Origin of the sequence: Dokdonia sp., from assembly GCF_039945015.1 — a bacterium.
Classification (GTDB): Bacteria; Bacteroidota; Bacteroidia; order Flavobacteriales; family Flavobacteriaceae; genus Dokdonia.
Genome location: NZ_JBDUXP010000018.1, coordinates 94,492 through 120,558, shown reverse-complemented (window position 1 = coordinate 120,558; position 26,067 = coordinate 94,492). Strand labels below are relative to the sequence as shown.

Annotated in this window: 23 protein-coding genes; 8 read left to right on the top strand and 15 right to left on the bottom strand. The window is 34.5% G+C overall.

All coding sequences use genetic code 11. From position 1 onward, the window contains the following. Positions 1–3 precede the first annotated feature (3 nt). Positions 4–1,290, top strand: a complete 1,287-nt coding sequence (hemL, locus tag ABJD27_RS12195; RefSeq protein ID WP_348162536.1) for a glutamate-1-semialdehyde 2,1-aminomutase — start codon at positions 4–6, stop codon at positions 1,288–1,290. 60 nt (positions 1,291–1,350) lie between these two features. Here the strand turns inward: hemL and ABJD27_RS12190 are convergent, their stop codons facing one another. The 3 genes from ABJD27_RS12190 to ABJD27_RS12180 all read right to left on the bottom strand — a co-directional run bounded on the left by ABJD27_RS12190 (position 1,351) and on the right by ABJD27_RS12180 (position 6,054). Continuing rightward, complete coding sequence (locus tag ABJD27_RS12190) at positions 1,351–1,764, bottom strand: hypothetical protein (protein WP_348162534.1); 414 nt, start codon at positions 1,762–1,764, stop codon at positions 1,351–1,353. A 139-nt stretch (positions 1,765–1,903) separates the two neighbouring features. Further along, positions 1,904–4,396 carry a zinc-dependent metalloprotease gene (locus ABJD27_RS12185; RefSeq protein ID WP_348162532.1) on the bottom strand — a complete coding sequence of 831 codons (2,493 nt, stop codon included), beginning with the start codon at positions 4,394–4,396 and terminating at the stop codon, positions 1,904–1,906. 176 nt (positions 4,397–4,572) lie between these two features. Beyond that, on the bottom strand, positions 4,573–6,054 hold the full coding sequence (locus ABJD27_RS12180; RefSeq protein ID WP_348162530.1) for a hypothetical protein: 1,482 nt from the start codon (positions 6,052–6,054) through the stop codon (positions 4,573–4,575). Positions 6,055–6,206: 152 nt separating this feature from the next. Between ABJD27_RS12180 and ABJD27_RS12175 the strand changes: the two genes are divergently transcribed. Beyond that, on the top strand, positions 6,207–7,289 hold the full coding sequence (locus tag ABJD27_RS12175) for a hypothetical protein (RefSeq protein WP_348162528.1): 1,083 nt from the start codon (positions 6,207–6,209) through the stop codon (positions 7,287–7,289). 34 nt (positions 7,290–7,323) lie between these two features. Next, entirely contained in the window at positions 7,324–7,779 is a 456-nt protein-coding gene (gene yiaA / locus ABJD27_RS12170; RefSeq protein WP_348162526.1) for an inner membrane protein YiaA, read from the top strand. 388 nt (positions 7,780–8,167) lie between these two features. Here the strand turns inward: yiaA and ABJD27_RS12165 are convergent, their stop codons facing one another. Next, positions 8,168–8,554, bottom strand: coding sequence for a DUF393 domain-containing protein (locus ABJD27_RS12165; protein WP_348162525.1), 387 nt, complete (start codon positions 8,552–8,554; stop codon positions 8,168–8,170). Positions 8,555–8,735: 181 nt separating this feature from the next. Here ABJD27_RS12165 and ABJD27_RS12160 point away from each other — a divergent pair, with 181 nt between their 5' ends. Next, positions 8,736–9,206, top strand: a complete 471-nt coding sequence (locus ABJD27_RS12160; RefSeq protein WP_348162523.1) for a hypothetical protein — start codon at positions 8,736–8,738, stop codon at positions 9,204–9,206. 78 nt (positions 9,207–9,284) lie between these two features. Here the strand turns inward: ABJD27_RS12160 and ABJD27_RS12155 are convergent, their stop codons facing one another. The 5 genes from ABJD27_RS12155 to ABJD27_RS12135 form a co-directional block, all read right to left on the bottom strand. Continuing rightward, complete coding sequence (locus tag ABJD27_RS12155; protein ID WP_348162521.1) at positions 9,285–10,943, bottom strand: hypothetical protein; 1,659 nt, start codon at positions 10,941–10,943, stop codon at positions 9,285–9,287. Between the two features lie 180 nt (positions 10,944–11,123). Beyond that, positions 11,124–12,749, bottom strand: a complete 1,626-nt coding sequence (locus tag ABJD27_RS12150) for an FG-GAP-like repeat-containing protein (RefSeq protein ID WP_348162519.1) — start codon at positions 12,747–12,749, stop codon at positions 11,124–11,126. Between the two features lie 282 nt (positions 12,750–13,031). Further along, positions 13,032–14,723: a lysine--tRNA ligase gene (gene lysS / locus ABJD27_RS12145; RefSeq protein ID WP_348162517.1), complete on the bottom strand. Its 1,692-nt coding sequence runs from the start codon at positions 14,721–14,723 to the stop codon at positions 13,032–13,034. A gap of 75 nt (positions 14,724–14,798) precedes the next feature. Continuing rightward, positions 14,799–15,689 carry a hypothetical protein gene (locus ABJD27_RS12140; protein WP_348162515.1) on the bottom strand — a complete coding sequence of 297 codons (891 nt, stop codon included), beginning with the start codon at positions 15,687–15,689 and terminating at the stop codon, positions 14,799–14,801. A 103-nt stretch (positions 15,690–15,792) separates the two neighbouring features. Continuing rightward, positions 15,793–16,860: a helix-turn-helix transcriptional regulator gene (locus ABJD27_RS12135; protein ID WP_348162513.1), complete on the bottom strand. Its 1,068-nt coding sequence runs from the start codon at positions 16,858–16,860 to the stop codon at positions 15,793–15,795. Positions 16,861–16,971: 111 nt separating this feature from the next. Between ABJD27_RS12135 and ABJD27_RS12130 the strand changes: the two genes are divergently transcribed. The 4 genes from ABJD27_RS12130 (at position 16,972) to ABJD27_RS12115 (ending at position 21,226) form a co-directional block, all read left to right on the top strand. Further along, positions 16,972–17,133 carry a YqaE/Pmp3 family membrane protein gene (locus tag ABJD27_RS12130; RefSeq protein ID WP_089369478.1) on the top strand — a complete coding sequence of 54 codons (162 nt, stop codon included), beginning with the start codon at positions 16,972–16,974 and terminating at the stop codon, positions 17,131–17,133. 1 nt (position 17,134) lies between these two features. Beyond that, positions 17,135–17,998: a hypothetical protein gene (locus ABJD27_RS12125; protein ID WP_348162511.1), complete on the top strand. Its 864-nt coding sequence runs from the start codon at positions 17,135–17,137 to the stop codon at positions 17,996–17,998. Between the two features lie 77 nt (positions 17,999–18,075). Then, positions 18,076–18,777 (top strand): lipoyl(octanoyl) transferase LipB, encoded by a 702-nt coding sequence (gene lipB, locus ABJD27_RS12120; protein ID WP_348162509.1) that lies wholly within the window; start codon positions 18,076–18,078, stop codon positions 18,775–18,777. 37 nt (positions 18,778–18,814) lie between these two features. Beyond that, positions 18,815–21,226, top strand: coding sequence for a DUF5686 family protein (locus tag ABJD27_RS12115; protein WP_348162507.1), 2,412 nt, complete (start codon positions 18,815–18,817; stop codon positions 21,224–21,226). 78 nt (positions 21,227–21,304) lie between these two features. On the opposite strand, the gene ABJD27_RS12110 is transcribed toward ABJD27_RS12115, so the two are convergent. The 6 genes from ABJD27_RS12110 to ABJD27_RS12085 all read right to left on the bottom strand — a co-directional run bounded on the left by ABJD27_RS12110 (position 21,305) and on the right by ABJD27_RS12085 (position 26,043). Further along, a complete protein-coding gene (locus ABJD27_RS12110; RefSeq protein WP_348162505.1) occupies positions 21,305–21,847 on the bottom strand; it encodes a hypothetical protein in 543 nt (180 codons plus the stop codon). Between the two features lie 18 nt (positions 21,848–21,865). Next, complete coding sequence (locus ABJD27_RS12105) at positions 21,866–22,462, bottom strand: outer membrane beta-barrel protein (RefSeq protein ID WP_348162503.1); 597 nt, start codon at positions 22,460–22,462, stop codon at positions 21,866–21,868. Between the two features lie 144 nt (positions 22,463–22,606). Continuing rightward, complete coding sequence (locus ABJD27_RS12100) at positions 22,607–23,284, bottom strand: hypothetical protein (protein ID WP_348162501.1); 678 nt, start codon at positions 23,282–23,284, stop codon at positions 22,607–22,609. Positions 23,285–23,294: 10 nt separating this feature from the next. Continuing rightward, positions 23,295–24,359: a hypothetical protein gene (locus ABJD27_RS12095; RefSeq protein WP_348162499.1), complete on the bottom strand. Its 1,065-nt coding sequence runs from the start codon at positions 24,357–24,359 to the stop codon at positions 23,295–23,297. A 20-nt stretch (positions 24,360–24,379) separates the two neighbouring features. Further along, complete coding sequence (locus tag ABJD27_RS12090; protein ID WP_348162497.1) at positions 24,380–25,645, bottom strand: OmpA family protein; 1,266 nt, start codon at positions 25,643–25,645, stop codon at positions 24,380–24,382. Between the two features lie 5 nt (positions 25,646–25,650). Beyond that, positions 25,651–26,043, bottom strand: a complete 393-nt coding sequence (locus ABJD27_RS12085; RefSeq protein WP_348162496.1) for a hypothetical protein — start codon at positions 26,041–26,043, stop codon at positions 25,651–25,653. Between the last annotated feature and the right edge of the window lie 24 nt (positions 26,044–26,067).

The window sequence follows — 26,067 nt, the reverse complement described above, 5'->3', positions numbered from 1 at the left end:
TTCATGATATATAAAAGAAGTAGTGTTTTATTTGTAGAGGCACAAAAAGTAATTCCTGGAGGTGTAAATAGTCCCGTAAGGGCTTTTAAATCTGTAGGTGGAAATCCCATATTTGTAAAAGAAGCTAAAGGTGCTTATCTCTATGATGAAGATGGTCGTACCTTGATAGATTATATTAATTCTTGGGGCCCCATGATTTTGGGACATGCATATGCGCCCGTGGTAGATGCTGTAGTAGCTAAGGCTCGTAAAGGAACCTCTTTTGGAATGCCTACAGAGATCGAAACCGATATTGCAAAACTAGCCATAGATATGGTGCCGGGTATTGATAAAATACGTTTTGTAAATAGTGGTACAGAGGCATGTATGAGTGCAGTTCGTCTTGCTAGAGGCTTTACCCATAGAGAGAAAATAATAAAGTTTTCTGGTTGTTATCATGGGCATTCAGATTCTTTTTTGATTCAAGCTGGAAGTGGAGCTGTTACTTTTGGAACGCCAAATAGTCCAGGAGTTACAGCAGGAACTGCTAAGGATACATTGCTAGCAGGTTATAATGACATAGCAGAAGTAAAAGCGCTTTTTGAGGCAAACCCAAATGAGATTGCTGCAATTATTATAGAACCAGTTGCGGGTAATATGGGATGTATTCCTCCTGCAGACGGCTTCTTGGAAGGATTAAGAACATTATGTGATACACATAATGCTCTTCTTATTTTTGATGAAGTGATGACTGGTTTTAGACTTGCCAGAGGCGGGGTACAAGAACTTAAAAATGTGCGAGCAGATATTGTGACTTTTGGAAAAGTAATAGGTGGAGGCTTGCCAGTAGGAGCATTTGCAGCACGTGATGAGATTATGAATCATCTAGCTCCCTTAGGTCCGGTATATCAAGCTGGAACATTAAGTGGAAACCCACTAGCTATGGCAGCTGGTCTTGCTATGCTTACTGCAATTCATAATGACAACTTACTTTTTAAGCGCTTAGAGGACAAAACTGCTTATTTGCATAAGGGTATTGAAGAGGCGTTAAAAGAACATGGAGTTACACATACAATTAATAGAGTTGGATCTATGATCTCTGTTCATTTTGCAAAAGATGCTGTTGTCGATTTTAAAACAGCTGCTTTAGGAGATAATGATACATTTAAAAAGTTTTTTCACGGTTTGCTTAAGGAAGGAATTTATATCGCTCCAAGTGCCTACGAAACTTGGTTTATCACAGATGCTTTGACATATGATGATCTAGATACAACGATTCATGCTGTACGTAAAGTAGCAAGTACTTTATAAGTGTATATAAAACAAAAATGAGATGCCATATGGCATCTCATTTTTTCTAACAGCATCTTCTTACTTCCTTCTTTTGTGGTGCTTCTTTCTTCTTTTTTGTTGCTTTTTGCGAGCTAATGTTTTCCATTCTTTAAACTGATCTTCTGTAAGAATTTTTTTCATTTCGTTTTGAACAGCAATCATAGCATCAAGCTTTTTATTTTGCATTTCAAGACGTTGTTCTTTAGTTGGTTTTGCGCCTTCTTCTTTTTTACGTTTATCAAGAAAAGCTTTTCTTTTTCTTGCTTGCTCTAATTGGATCTGGTATACTTTATCTGCTTGTTGAGTATCTAGAGCTAAGGCAAGTGTCATTTTTTTGGTTTGTAATGTTGCTTGCTCCTCTGGATTTAATGGAGTTCTTTCTCTATGTGGACCTCTTTGTGCAGCAACAGTTATTGTTAAGCATAAGGCAATGAGTGTTAAAATATGTTTCATTTTTCTTGTTTTTTTGTTACACTCTTATGACTTTGATTTATGAGTAAAGTTTAATGAAGATGAATAATTAACTTGATTTTAAGAAAAAAATAAGCCCTCTGGAAAGAGGGCTTATGATGTATAATATGTAGTGATTTTATTATTTAGGATCTAGTATCAAGTTGATACGTTCTACTAAATCAATAAGATGTATTCTACTTATTTTATCGCTCATGCGTCCTGTATTACTTTGTAACGTACGTTTTAAGTCTTTAAGCTCTGCACGTACAATAGCACGGATATCACTCTGACTTGCATCAATATTTGTACGAGAAGAGAAGCGTGCAAAACGGGCTGGTAAACGTGTTTGTTCTTTAGTCATTAAAGTTTCTAAACGTTCTACATACGCACGTTGTAAATTACGACGATAGATATCTATTTTTCTGTCTCTTCTAAGTTCGCTAAATAGACCACCACGTAGATCAGACATCATATCTAAAGTAGTGTATGCTTCGGCTCCGTTTAGAGCTTCATTTTCTAACATACGACCTATTCTTCCAAAATCAAGTACGCTATTAAGTGTGCGAGTTTGAAAACGACGTATACGCTCTACACTTCCTGCAGATTCTACTTTGTCAAAAATGCTTTGATCAATAAGCCATTGAGGAGTCTCAAATAATTGCTCTTGTAAAAAAGCTAATGCTTCTTTTTGTTTATCTCCATTTACATGTGTGTATACAGCACCATCTTGATCATATGTCTTATAATACTCATATACACCTCCTATATTACCAGTTACATGTCCCATGTACCTATTGTACTGAGATAATACTTGGTTGTACATAGTTTCTAAGTCGTCATAATTTTTTCCATCTTCTGCCGTCCATTTGATTAGATTAGGAACAATACGCTTTAAGTTTGCGATTCCGTATGCACTTGCTTTTACAGCATCATCTCCTAAGTCTTCTGTTTGTGAACTTGGGTCAATGACTCCAAATTGCTGTCTTCCGAAGCGATACATTGGGTCTCCAGCATGTGCTAATATCCAGCTATCTAATGTCTCCTTTTCATCTTCTGCAGATTTATCTAGGATAGGTTTGTATCCCCACTTAATAGAATATTTGTCATAAATACCAATATTAGGCATCAGTGCTACATCTCCATCTCCAGGTTGTGCTACATAATTAAAACGAGCATAATCCATAATAGAAGGCGCTGTTCCAAATTCTTTTGTAAATGCTGCATCGCGTAGTTTATCTACTGGATAAGCAGTACTACTTCCCATATTATGAGGAAGACCTAATGTATGACCTACTTCATGAGAAGATACAAAACGAATTAAACGCCCCATAACTTCGTCTTTAAACTCAACTCCTTGTGCATCTGGATTGATAGCAGCTGTTTGTACAAAGAACCAGTTACGTAATAATGTCATTACATTATGGTACCAGTTAATGTCACTTTCTAAGATCTCTCCACTTCTAGGGTCACTTACGTGAGGTCCATTTGCATTAGGAATAGGAGATGCTAGATAACGTACAACACTATAGCGTACATCTTCTGGACTCCAATCTGGATCTTCTTCTGGAGTAGGAGGCTCTTTTGCAATAATGGCATTTTTAAATCCAGCTGCTTCAAAAGCAACTTGCCAATCTTCAATACCTTGCTTGATATATGGCACCCATTTTTTTGGTGTTGCTCTATCTATATAATAAACAATTTGTTTCTTAGGTTCTACGAGTTCGCCACGATTATATTTTGCGAGGTCTTCGTCTTTTACTTCTAATCTCCAACGATCTAAATAGGTGATCGTTTTACTTTTTTGAGCATCTTGTCCATAATCTGTTTGTCCACGTGCAAACCATCCAACACGTTGGTCAAAATAACGACGTTTCATTGGAGTTTCTGGTAATAAGATCATAGAGTTGCTCATAAGTACAGATAATGATCCAGTAGATGCATTACTTGGAGGCTCTGATGCAAAATATGTTTTTACATGTCTCGTTTCTATGTTTCTAGGATAACTACGTATTGTATCTATATAAGAACGTTTGTCATCAAGACGTGTTACTTTAAAACCTCTTCTTCTAAATTGCGGTAAACCTAAAGGCTTCACATCTTTTTTGAAAAGTTCTGAAGCATCAATAACCGTGTTTCTAGAATTTTTTACAGTGTCTTTATGATATGCTTTGATATCAAAAGAATAAAGAATAGGTTCAAAATTACTGTTTTGTACAGCTTCAGAGATAGGTAATGAATCTGCAGCAAAAATTTGATGTGATACAACGCGGAGTAATACTTTCTTGTCTTTTACTTCCCATCGAAGCACAGACGTGTTTTGTTTTCCTCCACCAAATCCTAATCCAGTAGCTGTTTTTGCTATACGAGTGACCATAAGCATTTCTCTTCCAAAAAGAGAATCTGGAATCTCATAGAAGTATGAGTTGTCTATTTTGTGTACTGTAAATAGACCTTCATCTGTTTTTGCTTCTTTTGTAATTACCTTGCTATAAGGCTTTATTTCTCCTTTTTTAGGCTTGGGCTTAGGCTTTGAAGAAGCCGTAGCCTTTGATTTCTTAGGTTGAAAAGCAGCACAACCTGTAATAGATATAGCTAGAAAAGCCAATATCAAGTAGTGTATTTTTATACGCATAACGAGTTTTTTATGAAGCTCAAAAGGTAAGTATTGTATCAAGGAGATTGTGTGAAGGTATTGTTAAACCCAGTCAATATATTATGGCTTTGTTATGAAAATGAAGTAATGGTTAGTTTTTCTGTAATTTGAAAGGGGTATGTCTAGGGGCAAAATGATAAATTCATAATCTGAGATTATAGTAAATCTAATGTTGTTTGGTACAATGTTTTGGTATTTGTTTTTGAAACAATCCAAGCAAAATAACTTAGCATAAAGAGATCTTCTTTTGCACGATCCTCTGTTGTAAACAGGCTTTTTATGCTTTCGCGAAAGCGTATACCACTTACTTCTTCGGGGTGTTTATAAACAACTTCTACTATTTTAAGGAAATCTTGTAAGCGATTCTCATGCTGTATAACATGTTTGTACTTGCGTTTAAAACGCTTTAGAAGTGATGCAACAAGGTCAATGTGCTCTAATTCTATATGGGTGATGAGCTGTAGTAAATCATGCTTGATAACCCAATCCTCTCCCATCTTTATAATGTACCAGTTTATACTGTGTTTTAATTTATTGAGAATCCTCAACGCTTGTTTGTATTCTTCTTGTTGTGTATAACAAATGGTTAGTGTGAGGATGAGATCAGGATTTTGCGTTGTATTTCCTTTTGATGTTTTTGAAAAATGATTTTCTAGAAAATGGATTGCTTTGGTTGCTTGTCCAGTGTAGTTGAGAAGGAGGGAACGCAGTAGGAGTTCGCTTTCGCGAAAGCGGAATTCATATTTCCCACGTTCTAAAAGCATTCTTTCTTTCATTTGATCTAGATACTCCCTAGCGGTTTCAAATTGTCTATTTCTAAAATAAGCGTTTGCCATAAAATAGAGTAAATGGATCTGGTAATACAAATACTTGTTGGAAGGTGCTTTTTTGTTATATATCTCCTTGTAAATATGTTCGAAAAACGGAAGTGCATCAAAATAATTATTTTCTAAACGAGCCACCGTATTTGTGATTTCTAATAATTGGTAAAGCGATTTGAATGTGAGTGATTCATGAATACTAATATTGAATTTTTGAAACGCATCTTCTAGTAATTGGTTTACGTCTTCTGTTACCGTGTTATTGGTTTGTGTAATCCTATTTTTGATATACGCATATGCGAGGTTTAAATTCTCTTGATGCTTGTGATGATTTTGGTTTGTGTAAAATGCTTTCATAAGTAACTCTAAGTTTACCTGATCATGAAGGTGTGCATATTGTATTTGTGTGTGATAAATCTCTCCTAGTAGACTGTATAAATCATTTGATGTTGCTTTTAAGACTGCTTTTTGAAGTGTTTTTTGAGCAGGTTTTATGACATCTTGTTCATATAATATGCGTGCTGCAAGGATTAATTTTAAAACCTCAAATTCTTCTGTGGTTTCTGTTTCAAAACTGCGATGGGCAATAAAATCTATCAAACTATCATGAAGTCGTTTGCATAATGCGTGATACGCATTTTTAGAAGGTTTTCCGTAGAGTGTTATGTCTATGTCTTTTGGGAGATGTGACTGTCTTAATATCTTAAGGAGACTGATGTTTTTGGTGTCTGAACGCTTGTTTTTATAGCGGACATAGGATTTGAATGTATCATAATCTTCTGTAGAAAGGGAATTAATGATTTCAAAAAGCACCATATAATATCGTAAGTGTTATTGTAAACAATAATAGTAAATATAAGCTATTGATATCATTTATTTGATAATATATCGTAAGTATTTGTTGAATGTTTGATTTTAAGATTTAAATGTCTATTGCATATTTGCCTTGTCATTATAACTAATAGCTCATGGAATTTAATAATAAAAAACTTACTCGAACCACAACGTTTATTCATTATGTAATCAGTATTCTTCTGGCTATTTTTTTAATAGGGATGGCAAATAGAATTATTTGGGATATAGATAGTGAAGCGCAAAGACCATACATCGAAGATTTTGAAGCTAAAACTGAAGCAAAAAAATATAAAATTTTAAAAAGAAGTATTCTAGATTCAATAAATGGACAAGAGGAGATTAAAGAAGAACTGCAATTGTCTCTTGATCTTGCACAGAATACACTAGATCAAGAGCAAGCTTCATTTAAAACTTGGATATCTACTCGTAAAGCAACACAATCCTCAACAATAAATCACGAGGTAGAAAGACGCAATTATATCATGGACTCAATTCGTTTTTCGCTTAAAGAGTTAAAATCAGAACAACTCGTTTTACAATCAGCTATAGATGCCCTACAATTAGAAAAGAATAAGCATGTAAGCGCCATTTCTAAGGAGAGGTCTAAAGCAAACCAATTATATATTGATGCAGAGAGGTCGTATGATTTTAAGGTATTTATAAGTCGTTTACTGTTTGTAATTCCAGTATTGCTATTGGGTCTCTGGATGTTATTAAAAAGACGTAAGCATGCTTACTGGCCATTATTTAGAGGATTTGTATTCTTTGCATTCTATGCTTTTTTTATAGGATTAATACCATATCTGCCTAGTTATGGGGGGTATGTGAGGTATGCTATAGGAATTATACTCTCTGTGGTTTTAGGAATTTATGCCATTAAACATCTTACCTCTTTTGTAAGAAGAAAAAAAGAAGAGTTACAGCTGTCTTCTGTAGAACGGTCAAAGAAAATAAATGATGAAGTTGCAGAAAAAGCATTAGAAAATCATATGTGCCCTAGTTGCGGTAAAGATTATTTAATCAATGAGATTTATCAAAGTGGCAAAGGTAAAAACCGATCGGGCACCCTAAAAGTAACAACCTATTGTCGCCATTGCGGATTACAACTTTTTAAAGAATGTAAATCGTGCGATACTACAAATTATGCACACTTACCACATTGCTATTCTTGCGGGGATCATATTATGGAAAAATAATTTTTTAAACACACTAACACTAAAACATACAACAATGGAAAATCAAGTAAAAATTCAAACAGAAAAGAAGGTAAAAGTAAAAGAAGCTTTTAATAACCAACCTACAGCAGCATTTATCTCTGCTTCTTGGGCGTCACTATTAATAGGAATGGTTTCCTTTTGTGTCGGGCTGTGGAACGCGACGATGGATCTTAATGAAAAAGGATATTATTTTACGGTATTATTATTTGGGCTATTCTCAGTAATATCTGTACAGAAGACAGTAAGAGATAAGTTGGAAGGTATTCCTGTGACAGATATCTATTATGGAGTAAGTTGGTTTGTGACCATAGCTTCTATGCTGCTTCTTGTTGTAGGGTTATGGAATGCAGATTTGGATTTAAGTGAGAAAGGCTTTTATGGGATTTCTTTCTTTTTGAGCTTGTTTGCAGCGATTGCGGTACAAAAAAATACAAGAGATACTAAGTTTTTAGAAAGGAAAGAAAAGTAGACAATAAAAGGTAAAACGATCGTTTTGCGTTTTGTTGTGTGATGCTTAAAACTCGATAGTAAGTAAAATGCTATCGGGTTTTACTTAGACTATAAAATGCTATTGTACATTAATAATCCCTAAGAGATATAGGCTAATATAATTACACAATATATCGTGAACACTCATCTGTAGGTAGTTTTGTAGTATAAAGTTAAAAAGTAGTACTGCTGTAGGTGATTATGATAATATGATATTAATTTGTTTAGCTTGACATCACTTCCTTAATATTAATTAGGAACAATATGTGTTATCTTCCTCAAAAGATAACAGTAATGGGAGTGATGTCCTTTTATAAATAAAGAGCGATAGTGCTAGATACTATCGCTCTTTGTTTTATATAATATGATTACCCAAAATTAATAGTACAGCTATTAGAAGTGCCAAACCATTTTAAACGATTTCGGGAAGCAGTTTTATATACATAATCTCTAAGCATTCTAGGTATAAAAGCAAATAATGCTGCAGCTCGTTTCCATTTCGGGATTTCAGCAACGATTTTTAAAAAACCATCAGAATGTGTATGGACTCCAGTGTCATCTATAAGGATAACAGTGTCCAATTGATCTGTAGGTCTATTGTAATGCTTTAATAATTGTTGCCCTTTAGGTGATTGAAAAGGTGTAAATTCAAAAGTTGAAGTAGGGGCAAACTTCATTAGCCAGCCTATTACGCCATTACATAAATTACATTCTCCATCAAATATGATAATGTCTTTGTGATTATTAGTTTCCATAACTGTTTTGTGATAAGTGAGTTATAGAGAGTGTGTCGTTGTTCTTGTAAAATCATTACTATATGAGAGTTAAAAAAGCAGATATGAAGTTATATCTGAAAATTTCTGTTTCATTTTGTAAGTACTCGGAAGTTAATATCGACTTATTGTGGTAAATGACTAATACGCAAAAATAATATATATGAAAAAGATACTCTTTATAGTTGGTTTTATGATGGCCATTATGTTTAATGCCCAAGCACAAGAAGTAAATGCAATTCCTTTTAGTCCTGATATTGGACAATTACCAGATGGATGGCATAAATTCACATTACAAGGTGCTAGTTTTGATGTAGAAGTTGCTGGAGGAAATCTTGTAAAAGGGGTTATTGTGTGGTTTGATGGGGCAAAATATTCTGGTAATCTCGCTGGTTCTGTTATTTCGGGAAGAGGAACATATACTTGGTCAGATGGGACTCGATATGAAGGCTCTTTTAAAAATAGCTTACGTCATGGAAAAGGATCTATGATCCAACTAGATAATTCAAAGTGGAGCGGGAAATGGAAGCATGATAAGAAAAATGGAAAAGGAAAACAGTTTGATGCTTCTGGAGAAATTGTTCAACAAGGAATCTGGACAGAAAATGAATATGTAGGAGCTAAAAAGAAATAAATTTTAATCTCAACGTAAATAAGTAAAGCCTTCTATTTATTACAATAGAAGGCTTTACTTATTTAAAAGAGAAGTATACTACTCTTTTGTAAGTGTAATTTGCCATACTTTATTAGAAGCTGCAGAATAGTCTTTTCCATAAGTACCTGGATTTGCAACATATGCTTCTATGCCTCCATAAATATGACCTATAACTACTTTACTCTTATTCTTAAGTGTCGTGTTAAGGTCAATAATTTCAGTATCATCAGAACCTATTTTATACGCAATACTATTGCTGCTTTTTATTAAAATAGATTCGGCGCCATAAAAATTTGATGTATCTCCAAATACATGTTGAAGTGTATCTGTAATTTTACTTTGCATAGGTTGTTGCTCTACATTCATAGTAATGTGGAGTCCAGTGTTGGTAAATCCTGATAAATGACCAGGAGGCGCTATTGCTCCATCACCTATACCACCAAATAAAAAAGTATGTAAAAGCTTTGTATCATTGTCAAACCCAACAAAGTTTCCACAGGCATATACATTATGATTTTTTTGATCATATGTAGTATCGTATGTATATAGTTTATTTCCTGTTGCCCAATCTGGATGTACATAAATAGCATCATTCCATGCTTGTAAATCATCATCGCTTCCCGGTTTAAATACACCGCCATAAAATGTTAAACTTTGTTCCATCTTTTTATATGTTTTGTTGTAATACATAGAAGGTACTACAGGTCCATCTCTACGACGAAAAATAGAGATGTTATCAGATGCTGGATCGGTAGGGTCAGATACATCGGATATAGGTGCACTTACACTTATTCCTAATGTTGTTGATTTGCCTCCAGAAGTTACTGTAAATGGATATACAGCATCTAGATATTTTTGACCACTACCAAAATTATGACCGCCAGCAGCATACAATGTAATATTTGTTGAATCTTTAAGTACTTTTTTGCCATCAGGTCCAACTCTAACATGACTGAAAGAACCAGTTTTTACAAATACTTCGGCACCTGTACTTATTAGCTCTTTGCTAGTTCCATACCTAAAAACATCTGCCCACTCTTCATCAGTAAGTGTTTGTTTCTTTGCGAGTTTGATCATAGAAGCTATATGTAATCTTGCTACTTGATTATAGGTAATGTATTGTTGTCTATTTTTGTCTGCTTTAGTTGTGTCTTTTTTCCAATTAGGCGTTTCTTTAAAATATTCAAAATTCTTTGGGCCGTATCCTCCTATGACATACATATATCCATTATCATCTTGAGTTACTAATGGATTTGAGTTTACAAAAATAGAGGTGAAGTCATAATCTCCTTTAGATAATGATTGACACATCTCAGAAGATGAATCTTTACATAAGTTTGCTTTTAGATCATCCAGAAATGATGCATAGTTAATACTTGATACCTTGTCTTCAGCTAGATTATAAGTGTAAATATTTTGATTATAAGATTTTGGAATAAAAGAAGTACTAGAGTAATTTGCATTTAGATTATGTAATCCACCAATTTTAGCATCCTTGTTTGTTCTCCCAGCAAATAATAACCAATCAGCACCAGCAGTTGCATGGGCAAACGATTGTAATGCAGGAGCATTTGTGGTTGGGAGAGAGTCAATACTAATTTTATAGGTTTGTGCTTTTGTAGATTTGCCTCCTGATTCTTTGTTGTCAGGTCCAGGGCAGGCAGTGCAAAGTAATAGCACTAGTAGCCCTATTGAAAGTAGGTACGCTTTTTTCATGGGAATAATGGTTTTGGTTAATGGTTAATTTCCAAAAATAACGAGAAACCTTTTTGTAAAAACGAGTGTTTATACCTGAATTAATGTTTTGATATAGAATATTTTATAAACTCAAAAAGCCACTACTTTATAAAGTAGCGGCTTTTTGAAATCTTGTATTTTTCTTAAAAAAAGGGCCGTTTATAGTTTTGTAAATTTCTTTTGCTCTTTTTTGTTATCTGCAGTTGTAACTTCTATAATATAAACACCAGTAGCTAGATTACTTACATTTACAGTATTGTTTGTAATCGTTATTGGTGTTACTTTTCCTAGTAAATCATAAATGACACCTTCACTTTTAATGATAGCCCCATTGGTTGGTGCAATGTTTAGAATATCATTTGCTGGTATAGGATATAGATTAAAAACAGTACGTTCATTCTCTTGTATACTTAAAGGTGAACTACCTTCTTCTACATAAATAGTTTGATTTACTTCAATGTCTATGAGCTGATCTGTAATTCCAGAAGGCCATTCTATAGTTACAGTATCTATAACATCAAAGTCTCCAAGTCCAAAATGAGGATTTAATGAATGCATATTTGCAAATCCTTCCCCACTTCGTACGTTACGCGTCTTAATTCCAAAACCACCTTCTATAGTAATGAGCGCTCCAATACCATTATTATTACTCTGGATGCCTTCAAGATTTAATTTAAGCCAGTTGTTAGAATTACCATCATTCATACGAACAGAACCATTAGAGTATACATCTAAAAAGCCATCATTGTTAAGGTCACCTACAGCGCCACCACCAGAAATCTGTTGTGAATTTGCAGAGAATGTCATATCCCCATTATTTAATAATAATGTGGTTTGTAATTGAGAGTAGATATCTAAGTATCCATCATTGTTAAAATCAAAAGTGACAATTTCTCTAGCTCCATCTAGATTTTCAAATCCAGAACCACTAGTGATATCTGTAAAAGTTCCATCCCCATTATTTTGGTAAAATATAGTCCCTATTTCATTAAAATGCTCATCGGCAGCGATGATATCCATATCTCCATCATTGTCAAAATCTCCTACAGCACTAGACCAAGATTGTGTCTTAGTATCAATTCCTGCAGCAGCTCCAACCTCTGTATACGTGCCATCTCCATTGTTGCGATGTAATTGATTAGAACGTCTAGAATCTGAAGGATTACCAGAACCAAAAACACATTTAGATATATAAAGATCTGAATCTCCATCATTGTCATAATCAAACCATATTGATCCATAGTTATGTCCCGTTGGCGTATCTCCTAAACCTCCTTGAATTTCGTTTAAGAAACTGCCACTTCCATCATTAAGGAAATAAACATTTGGCTCTACATCGTGACATACAAAAGCGTCTAAATCCCCATCATTGTTAATGTCAATAAAATTAGTGCGTTGAGAAAAGATAAATATACTACTCTGGTCGTCTTGAGAAAATGATGTTCCATCACTATTTGCTTTTATAAAGCTTACACCATTATTACCTCCAAACATAATGTCATTGATACCATTGTCATCATAATCGGCAACACTAAGAGACCAATCTGGTCCATTAGAAGCACTTATAGAAATATTTGAAAGGACAAGTCCTGTGTCTGTTTGATGATAAATGGCTAGGTTAGATTGCGTAGGACTTATAACATCATCTAGGTAATCTCCATTAAGATCTACGACTCCAATTTCGTTGCTTGACCCTCCTATATTTTGTGAAGTAAACGTGACGTCTTGTGCTTTGGCGTAGCATATAGCACATAAAGCCAAGGCTAAAAGTGTAATTTTTTTCATAATTCAATTTTTGTAGTTTCCAGTAAATCTAATGAAAATCCAATCGAATTATTAAAATTGTAAGCATAGCGGGAAGTATTGGCTAGTATTTTAAGGAAATGTTATTCTTTTTTGTTAAAAAGGAAAGAGAATATGCTATTTAAGTATCTATTGGTAAAAACACTAAAAAATATACCTTATTCATTTGGTTTTATAACGCTTTCGCGAAAGCGTATACTACAATAAAAAAAGCCTGCTTTTAAAAAACAGGCTTTATGTAATGATTTTTATTCTTTCTGGTGTTTAACCCTCCAAAGTCACTGTTAATCCAGCGTCATCTTTGGTTACTTTGGCAACGCCTAGTTTTGTAAGGCCTTTGATACCTTTGTCCCAACCTTTGTTACTTAGTCCAGAGGCTGTTTTAAGTGCACCAAGTTCTATTGATTGCTCTTTTTTGAGAACTTCATAGATTGCTTTCTCGTTATCGTTAAGCTCTAGTGCTTTCTTTTCTGGTTTCATCTGTGGGAAGAATAACACTTCCTGTATTGACTGATTATTAGTCATAAACATGGCTAGACGATCAATTCCAATTCCTATTCCAGAGGTAGGAGGCATTCCATATTCTAAGGCGCGTAAGAAGTCTTGATCTATAAACATCGCTTCATCATCTCCTTTTTCAGAAAGCTTTAATTGATCTTCAAAACGTTCACGTTGATCGATAGGATCGTTAAGTTCTGTATAAGCATTGGCAAGTTCTTTACCATTAACCATAAGTTCGAAGCGTTCTGTAAGTCCTTCTTTACTTCTGTGCTTTTTAGTCAGCGGACTCATCTCTACCGGATAGTCTATAATGAATGTAGGCTGGATATATAAATGTTCACATTTTTCTCCAAAAATCTCATCTACGAGTTTTCCGATTCCCATGGTTTCATCTACCTCAAGTCCTAATGCTTTTGCTGCATCACGAATCTCTTCTTCAGATTTTTGATATAAATCATAACCAGTATGTTCCTTAATAGCATCCAGAATTCCGATACGCTTATAAGGAGCTTTATAGCTAATTGTGTTTTCGCCGAAAGGCACTTCTGGAGTACCATGAAGTTTTAAAGCTACTTTCTCAAGTAACTTTTCTGTGGTATCCATCATCCACTCATAATCCTTATAAGCAGCATACATTTCCATCACTGTAAATTCTGGATTATGCGTGCGATCCATTCCTTCATTACGGAAATCTTTTGCAAACTCATATACGCCGTCAAAACCTCCTACGATTAATCGTTTTAAGTATAACTCATTTGCAATACGTAGGTATAAAGGAATATCTAATGCATTGTGATGTGTCATAAATGGGCGTGCAGATGCGCCGCCAGGAATAGGTTGTAGGATAGGGGTTTCTACTTCTAAGAATCCCATCTCATTATAAAAATCACGTATAACCGATGTGATTTGCGTGCGTTTTACAAAGGTGTCTTTTACTTTTGGATTTACAACAAGATCTACATAACGCTGACGGTATCGTAATTCAGGATCATTAAACTCATCATATATCTTTCCATCCTCACCAACTCTAGGTTGTGGTAATGGGCGTAATGATTTGCTCAATAATGTAAAATCTTTTACCATCACTGTTTTTTCTCCTACCTTGGTAGTAAACAGTTCTCCTTCAATACCTACAAAATCTCCTATGTCAAGTAGTTTTTTGTAGATGTCATTATATTTTGACTTATCCTCTCCAGTACAAATTTCATCGCGATTGAAATATACTTGTACGCGTCCTTCTGCATCCTGTAACTCTGCAAATGAGGCAGAACCTTGTATACGTCTAGACATCAATCTTCCTGCGATGATCACCTTCTTCCCTTCTTCATAGTCCTGTTTTATCTTGGTAGATGTATTATTAACTGGATATAAAGGAGCGGGATATGGGTCGATGCCCATTTCGCGTAAGCGTGATAATTTATCACGACGTACTTGTTCTTGTTCTGAGAGTGCCATACACTATTGTTTTAAGCGTGCAAAGATACTCGTTACGTGATTAAAATTCAATCTTATTATCAGTAGGAATTTGTTCTATTTAATATTCTCTTTAAGTGTGTTTATAGCAGCTTGGATTTTTTTGTTGTCTGGCTGTAGTACTAGGGCTTTTTGGTAGCTCTCCAGAGCTTCACTTGATTTATCAAGTTTTGCATATTTACTAGCAAGACTGGAGTAAGTACTCATTTCTTCTGGATAGAGTAGGATGTTTAATTGAAGTACAGCAATGGCCTCTTCTGTTTGCCCAGCATAGAAAAGTACACTTGCATACGTGTTGAGTTGACTCGTTTTTTGAGCATGTTTTTGAAGTTCCTTTAAATTTTTCTTTGATTTTTTAATCAATTTTTCAGCCCCAAGATCTACAAGAAGGTTATTTGTTAATGTTACGATATGGTGATTGGGGGTGTAATTGTTTTCAATAATATCTAGAATGTCTTGTTCTAAACTTACAACAGGGGATTCTACAATACGGTTTACTTCTTTACCATTTTTGGATATGATAATAGTAGGAACTCTATGAATATTCATGCCTTCATGCTCGCCACCTGGACTTTGTTTATAGGCCTCTGCATTTCTGGCTACGGCTATAAGAGTAAGTCTATCTAATGGGAATTGAGAAGCATCAAGTATTTTATATAATCGAGGAGTCTCTCGTTTGCTATCACCACACCAAGTACCCATAAAAGCTGTTATAGTATAAGAAGATAGCTGTTCTTGTAATGTGTTGATAACGCCTGCATCTGGAATGTATTGATCATACCCTTTGGTGAACCAATCTGCATAAGGAGCCTTACTAAGGGCTTCTTTATTTATTTTCCCTAAGAGGAGAGAAGCCTTGTTTTGTTTTTCTTCGTGATTAAAGGATTGAGAGAATCCAGTAGAGTACCATACGGTGATTATCATTAGTAATGTAATACACTTCTTCATTTGTTTCAATATTTGAATTAGGATCTAAAATTGAAACTAAAAGCGGGTATGATAAAGAAATGGTGGGTGGGAAGAGGGACTAGACCCCAGGTGGAAATTTAATTTAAGCTGTTTTGTGAAGAGATTTTACTTGATCTCTACTTGATACGTGTAGCTTTTTATAGATGCTGTTTATATGTGTTTTTACAGTGCTTACACTCACGAAAATTTCGGAAGCGATCTCTTTATTCGTTTTGTTATCGAGAATTAAATCTAAAATTTTTTGTTCTTGATTGGTCAATGGTGTGTTTGCGATACTTTGAGAGGATGTATGTTTTTTCTCCTTAGTATAAAGTAAATATGCATTTGCAAGAAGCGATAGTAATAATAATACGATCAATATATAATGCCAAGTAGACCATGAACTTTCTTTAGGTTCATTTATTAGGTAGTAATCTGCCGAGATCTCATTTTCATATTGCTTTGTATAAGATTCCTCAGGATACGTTTCTTTTAATCTAGAAAGAAGTTGTTTGTAATAATCTGTAGTATTTAAGTCTTTTAGATAGTAAGTATATATATCTGTCGTGCGATCAGAAAGAAATGCATATGTATATAACTCAGCTAGAGGTTCATCAAGTTGTTGTCCGTATTCTTTAAATTTTTTAAACCATTTTTTTGCATTCAGATCCCAATTTGCCTGACTTCTGTATGAGCCAAAATCAAAACTCATTACTTCTTTTAAAGAATCTATCTTAATAAAAGCACTAGACTTCTCATTGTTGGAAGATACGGTGCAAAATATTTCTTGATCAAATGTGATGGGAAGCGCAATGGTGTCTGTATTGTTTGCTATAAAAAGAACTTCTTTACTATTTAAACAACGCCCCGTAAAATGAGCAATTCCTTTTACTTCTTCTGGACAACTGTCTATATGAATACGATAGATATTGTTTTTTAAAGAAAGATTATTTCCAGAAAATTTAAAATACCCAAACTCATCAGGAGATGTTTTGTTTATGATTTGCTCTGGATATATCCCAGATATTTTACGATAATCCTGTACGATAGAAAGATATATTTCTCCTTCCCAATTTTGTAGATCTATGTTGCCAGAAAATTCATACTGACTAAAACATCCCCATGAGAAGCTATAAATTAGTATATTTAAAAGGAGAATCTTGTAGTTCATAAAGATTTAAAATGCTAATATAAAAATATTGGTTACTTAATTCAAAGAATGTAACAATATCAGGCAGTTATAGACATATAAGGTACATCAATCAAATCAAAATTAAATCTTATGAGTTTCTGGCGTGTACTTTTGGCCATTTTTTTTCCACCGCTTTCAGTAATTGGAAGAGGATGTGGATCGGTATTAATAGTTTTCTTACTTTGGCTTTGTGGCTGGGTGCCTGGCGTTATAGCCGCACTAGTTATACTAAATAACCCAAAAAATAATTAAAATGACAAAAAAAATAATTGGACTACTTAGTTTGTTAGTCTTTGTTTTAGTGAGTTGTAATGTACAAGAACGTATTGTTTTTAATGATGATATGGGAGGTCACTATGAAAGTTCTTTTGACCTGTCTTCTATGATGGCAATTGCAAATAGCATGGGAGCTGGGAACTCTAATCCTGAAAAGGAAAAGACAAAAATGGATACTGTTATTGTTTTTTCAGATGTATTGAGGGATTACAAAGACAGTATTGCTGGATTACCAGCAGAAGATCGAGCACGAATGGAAATGCTTAAAGATTTTACAATGGCCATGAAAATGGATGAGAGTACCGGCGAATTTAAAATGGATATTTCTAAAGATTTTAAAACGTTTAGTGAGTTAGAACGAGTTGCTTATGAAATGGATCAAGTTCTTGATCAAGCAAAAAGTGAATCACAAGGAGGTCAACAAGCAGCAGGTCCAGGAGGAGATTTAATGTCTATAGATAAAGTGGTCTATACTTTTGAAAATAATACATTTAGACGTACTGATCCTAAAACACTAAGTGAGCATTTAGAAGATGAAGGAGTGCTTTCAGAAGAAACACGCCTTGATCTTAAAAAGTTAAAAGAGAATCTGGCAGAAGACAATACTGATAGTCAAGAAGATGCTATGATGAAAGGAATGATGTCACAATTTACAGAAGAACTTTCTAACTCTACCATGAAGCTAGAATATGTATTCCCTCGTAAAGTTGTATCGGTTTCTCCTGAAGGTGCTGTGATTTCTGAAGATGGAAAAACAGTCACATTTGTAGTGCCATGGAGTGATATCTTAGAAGAGAAAACAAAGGTTCTTGAAAACTTTGAAGTGATCCTGGAGGACTAGAACACACTATATATTTTAACATAAAATCCTTCTTAGCATTGCTAAGAAGGATTTTTGTTTCTCCGTATCTTTGTTATGTGAATAAGACAATTGAACTTCAGGATTTAGGTAACCGAGATTATAAAGAAACTTGGGATTATCAAGAGGTACTCTTCAAAGAGATTATAGATATAAAAATCAAGAATAGAAGAGAAGAGGCAGGGCTAGAAACACCTAATTATTTTTTACTTGTAGAGCATCCTCATGTATTTACATTAGGGAAGAGTGGGGATTTTGATAACTTGCTTGTCAGCGAAAGCGAACTAGCAGCAAAGGGTGCTACATTTTATAAAATCAATAGAGGTGGTGATATCACATACCATGGACCCGGTCAGATTGTAGGATATCCTATTTTGGATCTTGAAAACTTCTTTACAGATATACATAAGTACCTTAGACTTCTTGAAGAAATGGTTATTCTTACACTAGCAGAATATGGCCTTACCGCCGAAAGATCTCCTGGGGAAACAGGCGTTTGGTTTGATGTAGGAACTCCGTTTGCACGAAAAATATGTGCGATGGGCGTACGAGCAAGTCGCTGGGTAACCATGCATGGTTTTGCATTAAATGTAAACTCAGATTTAGGATATTTTGATCTGATGATTCCTTGTGGTATTAAAGGAAAAGCAGTGACATCTCTTAATGTCGAATTAGGAAAAACTACTGTAGATGAAGAGGAAGTGAAAAGTAAATTGCTGAAACATTTTAAAACACTCTTTGAAGCCTCTTTTCTAGGGTAATACAATATTTTGTAGAGAAAACAGTTTTGTATTGTTCATGTCAAAACGCGATTATAGTATCTCTAAAAATACACTTTGGATACACATATTTCTTTGCTGCTTCTGTTTCATTAATCTATATGGACAACAACAGATCCACGGGAAGATAGTAGATGCCACTTCTGGCCAACCACTTCCTTTTGCCACAGTTATTATAAATACAGAAAAACAACTTGGAGTTGTAACCAATATCGATGGTTTTTTTACCTATTCTGGTACTGAAGTAATTACTCAAATACGATGTAGTTATGTAGGATATAAAACAAAAATTGTTCAGGTTAATAAAAAAGACGAACTGATCATTTCTTTAGAAACAGAAGAAAATTCATTAGAAGAAGTTTTTCTTATATCTGGAGTAAATCCGGCACTAGCAATTGTTGAAAAAGTAATTGAAAATAGAGCTATAAATAATCCTGAAAATCTTCAATCGTTTAATTATACAAGCTATAATAAAACGGTTTTTGATATAAGAGCAAAAGACAAGGAATTAGATACTTTAAAGAGTGATATTTTAAAAGGAGCTAGCCTTTTTATGATGGAAAGCGCTACCGAACGAAAGTTCTTATATCCAGATTTGAGCCATGAACATGTCATTGCAACTAAAGTTTCTGGATTTAAAAATCCATTATTTGCTTCCCTAGCAACCAATACGCAGCCATTTTCCTTTTATAAAGATGAGATCACGTTATTTGATATAAACTATTTATCTCCTATTACTTCTGGTAGTTTAAAGAAGTATAATTATACCTTAGAAGAAACGATTGTTAAAGATCAAGATACTATTCATATTGTTTCTTATCAACCCAAACCATCTAAAAATTTTGAAGGGTTAAAAGGAATTATACATGTCAATACAAAAGGATATGCAGTACAACATGTAACTGCGGCTCCCTACGAGAATAGTAAAATAGAGATTGTTATTGAACAGAAATACAATTTAATAAATGATACATATTGGTTTCCTGAAGAGTTAAATTATAAATTACGCATGCCTGAAGTATTACAAGAGAATAATATTTTGGTTATGGAGGGGAGGAGTTATATAAAAGATATTACGATTGGTTCTTTATATACTAAAAAGGAATTTCCGTTAGAAGTTGTGACAATAGATAAAGATGCAGGAACAAGAGATTTAGCATTTTGGGAAACAAAGCGCATCAGACCTTTAAATGAAAATGAACAACGCACCTATAGAGTCATAGATAGTATAGGTGAGAAATATAAATTTGATAAGATTTCAAAAATCTCAGAAGGGCTAGTTACCAATAAAATTCCTTTTAATTATTTTGATCTACCACTAGATAAACTTATCGATTTCAACAAATTTGAAGAAGCGAGAGTTGGTTTTGGATTAGAATCTAATGACAGTCTACATGATAAATTGCGATTAGGCGGTTTTGTAGGATATGGTTCTGGAGATGAAATTGTAAAATATGGCGGACACATATCCTATGCTTTTGCAGATCATAATGATTTTAAAATCAAGTATAGTTATGAAAATGATCTTATAGAAGCGGGCTCTTATGGAAGCGTTTCTAAAAATGATAATGAGTTTGAAGCCCGAAGATTTTTGAGGTTCAATTTTGATCTAGTAAAAACGCACCAACTAGGAGTCATATTCCGGAGCCTTGACTATCTAACGACAGAGATAGCGTTAAGTCAACAGGAAATAGCACCTCAATATACGTCACAGTTTATTAATGGAGAAGTTGTTGTAAATGATTATAAACAGTCTACGATGTCTGTAAAAATGCGGTATGCTTTTAAGGAGCAATTTGTAAAATCATTTAACAATCGTTTTTCTGTAGCGACACCATATCCAGTATTACAACTTGCATATACAAGAGGAATACAAGGTTTTTTAGGAGGAGATTTTGGATATAATAAAATACAAGTAGCAATCAATCATTCTTTCTATACGAAGAATCTTGGAAAGACTACCTATAAGATAGAAGGTGGGTATATAGATACAACGTTACCATATGGCTTGCTTTTTACAGGGCAAGGGAGTTTTGATGAGGAGATTTCTGTGATTTCAAAAAACACCTTCCAAACGATGCCTCTATATACATTTTTGTCAGATCGGTATGTACGTATATTTACATCTCATGATTTTGGAAGGTTGCTTTTTAAAAGTACTTGGTTAGAACCTAATATTATAATACATCATAATATGGGTATAGGAGATCTAGAAAATCCTGAACAACAAGAACGTATTTCTTTTCAAGCCATGGATAGATGGTATATAGAAAGCGGATTAGAACTAAGAAATATTATAAAATTAAATTTCTTAGATATAGGCTATTTAGGATTTGGCGTAGGAGGATTTTATAATTATGGTTTTTATGAAGAAAATCAGTTTAAGGATAATTTTGCCTTTAAGTTTAACCTTAGTTTTTCTTTTAATTAAAATTTATTGCAGTTAATTAATAAACCCCTTCTGTCATCAGTACAGAACATTTCTTCCTCTTTTCATGAAGAATAGATTTTAAAAATCAATAACGACTGTAGGATGATCTGCGATCACAATATCCAGAACAGCGTCTGTGATATTAAAAGGAGGGCCGCTCTCTCCTCCAAAATCTTCTACACGAATATAAAAAGTCTCAGATAGTATAGTTTCACTCATAAGCATAGGTGTAAAAGTTCCAGAGAGAATTTGTGCTGTAATCGCATTGTTACGATCTCCATTAAATCGAATGGTAGATGTAAAACCATTATTGTTTTCTGTCCAAGGTGAAGGAATAGCCGTGTTGATAGATACCGCAATTGGTGAATATTGAAATTGTATTTGCCTCACCCCGCCGTTATCAACACCGGCTAGTATAAAATCATAAGAAGCTCCCGCACGAAGATTGAGTTGTAAGTTGGCAAAATCATCATCTTGTGTAAAAGTTCTGTCAAAACCATCTCCTGTAATTTTCAAGGAGAAGGTTGGATCAATCGTATCTGTATCTGGCACGTCAGTGTCACAACTTGTGATGCTATATGAAATAAGTGCTATGAGCGTATATTTTAAAAATGTTTTCATCGTGTATTTTTTGTAAGATTATAGAAATGCAGTAAAACCAATACCTACAAAGAATGAACTTATAACGGTGCTTGGTGTAAAATCACCTGCATCCTTTGGTTTTTGATTTTCCCAAGAATAATTGATAGTGGGTTCTAAAGAAATATGATTACCCAAAGCGATATTGTATCCTCCAGTAAGACGCCACCCAAAAATGTTGCTTTTTTGTTCCCCAATAATGTTAGTGGTTGTTTTGCTTCCCCCAATTCCTACAGTAGCTTCTCCAAAGAAACCCTGATACACATAATACCTAGCAAAAGGACCTACAAATAATGCGTTTGTATTTACATTGTCAGAGACTCCTTCAAGATTAGTAGAGGTAAGTGAAACAAATACTTCAAGCCCAATAGCTAGATCATCTATAATAAAATATCCGACTTTTGGTCCAGCCTGAACCTCAAAAGTAGATCCTATTTTATTGGTGTTACCGTCTAGTTTTGCTTTAGAAGATGTACTGAATATACGTGCAGTTCCATTAGCTAGCCAGTTGCCTTCTGCAGTTTGATTAAAAACGTCTTGTGCTTGCATTGATATAGTTGTGATCAATAACAAGCAGGTATATAATATTGTTTTCATAATATATGTTGATTTAGTTAATTGGTTTTATACGCTTTCGCGAAAGCGTATATTCTTAAAGCCCAACAATACATTAGTGAGAGATAGATCTTACTGTAATAACACCTACCTTATATTATTGGGCTAAGGCTTTTTTAAATAATATTAAAAATCGGTGACTTCGTTTAATAACGACCGACTCATAAGTCTGCCATTTTCTTTATAGGTTTCTTGTTTTACCATACCTATACCTTCGGCAATCCAATCTGTACATTGATAATTTCTTGAAGCTATTCTCCCTTTTAACTCATTGTCATACGTAATTACATAACAGTCAAAAGTACCCGCAGGAGTTTCTACTTGTTCCTTACGTATTACTTTTCTATTAGATAACACAATATCAAAGTTTATTGCCAAAATCTGTGCATTTAGATTGATGGAAGCACTTGCATCGGGTAAGGTTTGTCCAATCTCTAAATTATTAGGGATAGCAAGTCTATCTGTAGTGGTAACCGTGTATTCCATATCTTCATATTGACTTAATAAATCAGTCATGATAGATTCTGGAGCTAGGTATGTTGTTCTGTTCTCACAACCCAATTCTAACTTGCCTCCCGTGATATGTTCTCCACGTTTGTCCCAAAGATTAAAGTTTACTTGTATCCCAGAAGAAGTGACACTTTCTACATTATACTCTGTCGTCATACTATGACGTTCCCTTTTGTCAAAAACTTTATGAATGAGTTTTCTTCCGGGTTTTGAAGCATAATATTTACTGCAATTGCTTTGTGCGAGTAATGGTGCTGTGATACAAAAAACGATAATGATGATGAGTGTTCTCATATTGTTGTTTTTAGAGCGTTAAACTAGTTTTGATAAGCTGGTTAGGGCCGCCATCATTAGAAGATGCATTGATCCAGAAGTTTGTCCCGTCAAAGGCGATGCCGAAAGCTCTATAACCCTCTACAGTTATCGTTTCAAGAACTTCAAAAGATGAAGAAACATCGCATTTGTAAATATTACCACGTGAGCAGATATATAGAAACCCATCTTGATAGTCCATTCCGTATGGAGTTCGGTCTAATGTTACTGTTTGTTCTATGGTTTGATCAACACCAGAATTCATGTAGTTTAGCAAATATAAAGATTGCTCATTTCCACTAGATGCCCATATTTGGTCAGAGTTAATGGAGGCTAATCCATAAATCCAAGAGCCAAGATCTATAGAAGTAAATGCCTCTGTATTTGAATCTTCAAAATAGGCTTTAAATTGCATCGATCCATTACTTGATTGAAAAATGTATTTATCTGGCAGATCTAATTTCTCAACCTCTACAGCAAAAGCAGTTTGGGAGGTGATGATTTCACCATCAAGCAAGAAAGTTTCAGGATTAATGAGCCCAATATTGTCTGCTTCACTCCCATTGCCTAATAAAATATGTGATCCGTTAAAGGCAATGTCTGCGTCTTCATTCCAAGGGGCATCACCTTGAGATAATATGGTCAGCTTTTGAATCCAAGTATCACTAGATGGGGCATTAGTTACACGAGTATAAGTGCTTATGTTTCCGCTACTCTCTTGAAGCTCTAATGTAGTGTCGGTTACTGTATAATTGATAAGTGAGTTGCCAAAATAAGAGACATCTATTGTTACTTGATTATCTGTTAAGGTATAATTGCCTGTATTTTCATCTCTAAAACCATTGTCATCTTGATCAAAGAGATTTAAGGTATTATTTTGATTTATTAAAAGGTAGTCCCACTGATTTCCTAGAAGACTTCCTGAGTTGCGTTGCCAGTCACCTACGATAGATGCAGTGACTTCGGGAGGAGTAGTCCCTCCATCATCGTCGTTACCGCCACATCCAAGAGTGAGTAATAAGACAAATATTCCTGTGATTTTTAAAAGTGTTTTCATGTTAGTTAGTTTTGAATATTTTAAAGTTTTATGAATTCTACTCTACGATTAAGAGCTTTACCTTCATTGGTAGCATTAGAAGCTACAGGTTGACTTGCTCCCATCCCATCGGTAGTGATTCTTGAACTATCAATTCCATAGGCAGTCGTCATCATTTTTTTTACGGCGTCTGCACGCTTTCGCGAAAGCGTACGATTATCATCTTCCGGTCCATCGGAATCCGTATGACCTATAATCTTAATTTTTACCGTAGGATTTTCTTCTAGAACACTAGCGATCTCTCGTATGGTAGAAAAAGAACTATCCTTAAGTGTAGCACTCGCCGATTCGAAAAGAATACTATTGGTCGTTAACCTTCCTTCTGTGATTAGTTTACTGCGATTGTCTTCACCTGTTTTTGCCATTCTGAAATTAGAAATATAAACCTCATCGATTCCATCAGGATCTCTCAAACCTCTCACAGCGAGTTTAAAAACATCAGCATTTTGAGGAATGAGTCTCGGTATGTCTATCAGTTTATTTTCATTTAACCATACGCGCATACGGGTTTTGTTTACAGCAATTGCAATATGTGACTTGCCATTAATAGCATCTCTATAATCTTTCCCTATCTGATTACGGAGTTGACGTTTGCCATTTGCTACTTTTTCTACAACCCCTAGATTTCCTATAAACTGACAAACAGAAAGTTCTGTCATACACCAATCTTTTGGACGTGTAAAGCCAGTATTATCTTCAATCAGTAAGGTTAGAAAAGCTTGAGAACTTGTTTTTTTATCTAATCCATTGGTAAACAAATCAAATTCTATCGTATAATTTTCAGGAAGTGTTTCTTTAAGCATGGGGATGTACTTAGAGTTGCCACCTAATCGCATCCATTTCTGGTCGTTAATCATAGCGATCTCGCCACTACCATTGGTATCCCATTGCACGGGGAAATCTCCGGGGTTGTCTTTGGTAAATTGATCATCAAAAAGGATGATATTACCAGGCGTAAAATCGGCGCTTCGCTTTACGGTATACGTTGGATTTGTAGACGACTCATCAGAAGAAGAATCTTTTTCATTTTTATTCTTCTTTTTGCGTTTTTTCTTTTTCTTCTTTTTAGTAAAAACGCTGTCAAGTGCTTGGTCTGTTTTTTTAGAAGCTTCTTTTTCTACTCTCTTCTCTATGGTTCGTTCGGCTGCTTTTTCAGCCACTTTTCCTAGTTTTTCTAAAAGCTGCGCCTTTGCTCCAGTACTGCATATAAGGAAGCAGAATACTAGAATAATTTGTAGTGTTCTCATAACTATTACCCTTTGGTTTTTAATGCGTCTTTTTCTTGACCTTCCTTCAATGCTTTTTGCAACATTTTGGTTAGTTTGAGCTCCATCTCTTTCTTCTTTTTTGGATCATCACTTAGTGCAATGAGCTTATATTGCTCGGTCAATTTTTGTTTGAGTTCTGGGTTTATATCACTTTTATTAAGAAGATCCATATAGCCTTCTATTCCTTGCATTTCCTTCATTCCTCCTAAATCCCCAAAAATGTCCCCTAATACTTGAGCTTGTTGATCTAGTAGATTTCCATCTGCGGGAAGATTGTTTTGCGTTTTAGATTTCTCTTTTGTTGAGGTAGTTTGCGCTTTCGCGAAAGCGAACACCCCCATCATCATGACCATTGTTATATAAATTTTTGTTTTCATAATATGTTAGTTAGAATGTGTTTG

Excerpts from the sequence above, each read along its gene's own strand:
- hemL (WP_348162536.1), top strand. The coding sequence starts at position 4 with ATGATATATAAAAGAAGTAGTGTTTTATTTGTAGAGGCACAAAAAGTA.
- ABJD27_RS12190 (WP_348162534.1), bottom strand. The coding sequence starts at position 1,764 with ATGAAACATATTTTAACACTCATTGCCTTATGCTTAACAATAACTGTT.
- ABJD27_RS12185 (WP_348162532.1), bottom strand. The coding sequence starts at position 4,396 with ATGCGTATAAAAATACACTACTTGATATTGGCTTTTCTAGCTATATCT.
- ABJD27_RS12180 (WP_348162530.1), bottom strand. The coding sequence starts at position 6,054 with ATGGTGCTTTTTGAAATCATTAATTCCCTTTCTACAGAAGATTATGAT.
- ABJD27_RS12175 (WP_348162528.1), top strand. The coding sequence starts at position 6,207 with ATGGAATTTAATAATAAAAAACTTACTCGAACCACAACGTTTATTCAT.
- yiaA (WP_348162526.1), top strand. The coding sequence starts at position 7,324 with ATGGAAAATCAAGTAAAAATTCAAACAGAAAAGAAGGTAAAAGTAAAA.
- ABJD27_RS12165 (WP_348162525.1), bottom strand. The coding sequence starts at position 8,554 with ATGGAAACTAATAATCACAAAGACATTATCATATTTGATGGAGAATGT.
- ABJD27_RS12160 (WP_348162523.1), top strand. The coding sequence starts at position 8,736 with ATGAAAAAGATACTCTTTATAGTTGGTTTTATGATGGCCATTATGTTT.
- ABJD27_RS12155 (WP_348162521.1), bottom strand. The coding sequence starts at position 10,943 with ATGAAAAAAGCGTACCTACTTTCAATAGGGCTACTAGTGCTATTACTT.
- ABJD27_RS12150 (WP_348162519.1), bottom strand. The coding sequence starts at position 12,749 with ATGAAAAAAATTACACTTTTAGCCTTGGCTTTATGTGCTATATGCTAC.
- lysS (WP_348162517.1), bottom strand. The coding sequence starts at position 14,723 with ATGGCACTCTCAGAACAAGAACAAGTACGTCGTGATAAATTATCACGC.
- ABJD27_RS12140 (WP_348162515.1), bottom strand. The coding sequence starts at position 15,689 with ATGAAGAAGTGTATTACATTACTAATGATAATCACCGTATGGTACTCT.
- ABJD27_RS12135 (WP_348162513.1), bottom strand. The coding sequence starts at position 16,860 with ATGAACTACAAGATTCTCCTTTTAAATATACTAATTTATAGCTTCTCA.
- ABJD27_RS12130 (WP_089369478.1), top strand. The coding sequence starts at position 16,972 with ATGAGTTTCTGGCGTGTACTTTTGGCCATTTTTTTTCCACCGCTTTCA.
- ABJD27_RS12125 (WP_348162511.1), top strand. The coding sequence starts at position 17,135 with ATGACAAAAAAAATAATTGGACTACTTAGTTTGTTAGTCTTTGTTTTA.
- ABJD27_RS12115 (WP_348162507.1), top strand. The coding sequence starts at position 18,815 with ATGTCAAAACGCGATTATAGTATCTCTAAAAATACACTTTGGATACAC.
- ABJD27_RS12110 (WP_348162505.1), bottom strand. The coding sequence starts at position 21,847 with ATGAAAACATTTTTAAAATATACGCTCATAGCACTTATTTCATATAGC.
- ABJD27_RS12105 (WP_348162503.1), bottom strand. The coding sequence starts at position 22,462 with ATGAAAACAATATTATATACCTGCTTGTTATTGATCACAACTATATCA.
- ABJD27_RS12100 (WP_348162501.1), bottom strand. The coding sequence starts at position 23,284 with ATGAGAACACTCATCATCATTATCGTTTTTTGTATCACAGCACCATTA.
- ABJD27_RS12095 (WP_348162499.1), bottom strand. The coding sequence starts at position 24,359 with ATGAAAACACTTTTAAAAATCACAGGAATATTTGTCTTATTACTCACT.
- ABJD27_RS12090 (WP_348162497.1), bottom strand. The coding sequence starts at position 25,645 with ATGAGAACACTACAAATTATTCTAGTATTCTGCTTCCTTATATGCAGT.
- ABJD27_RS12085 (WP_348162496.1), bottom strand. The coding sequence starts at position 26,043 with ATGAAAACAAAAATTTATATAACAATGGTCATGATGATGGGGGTGTTC.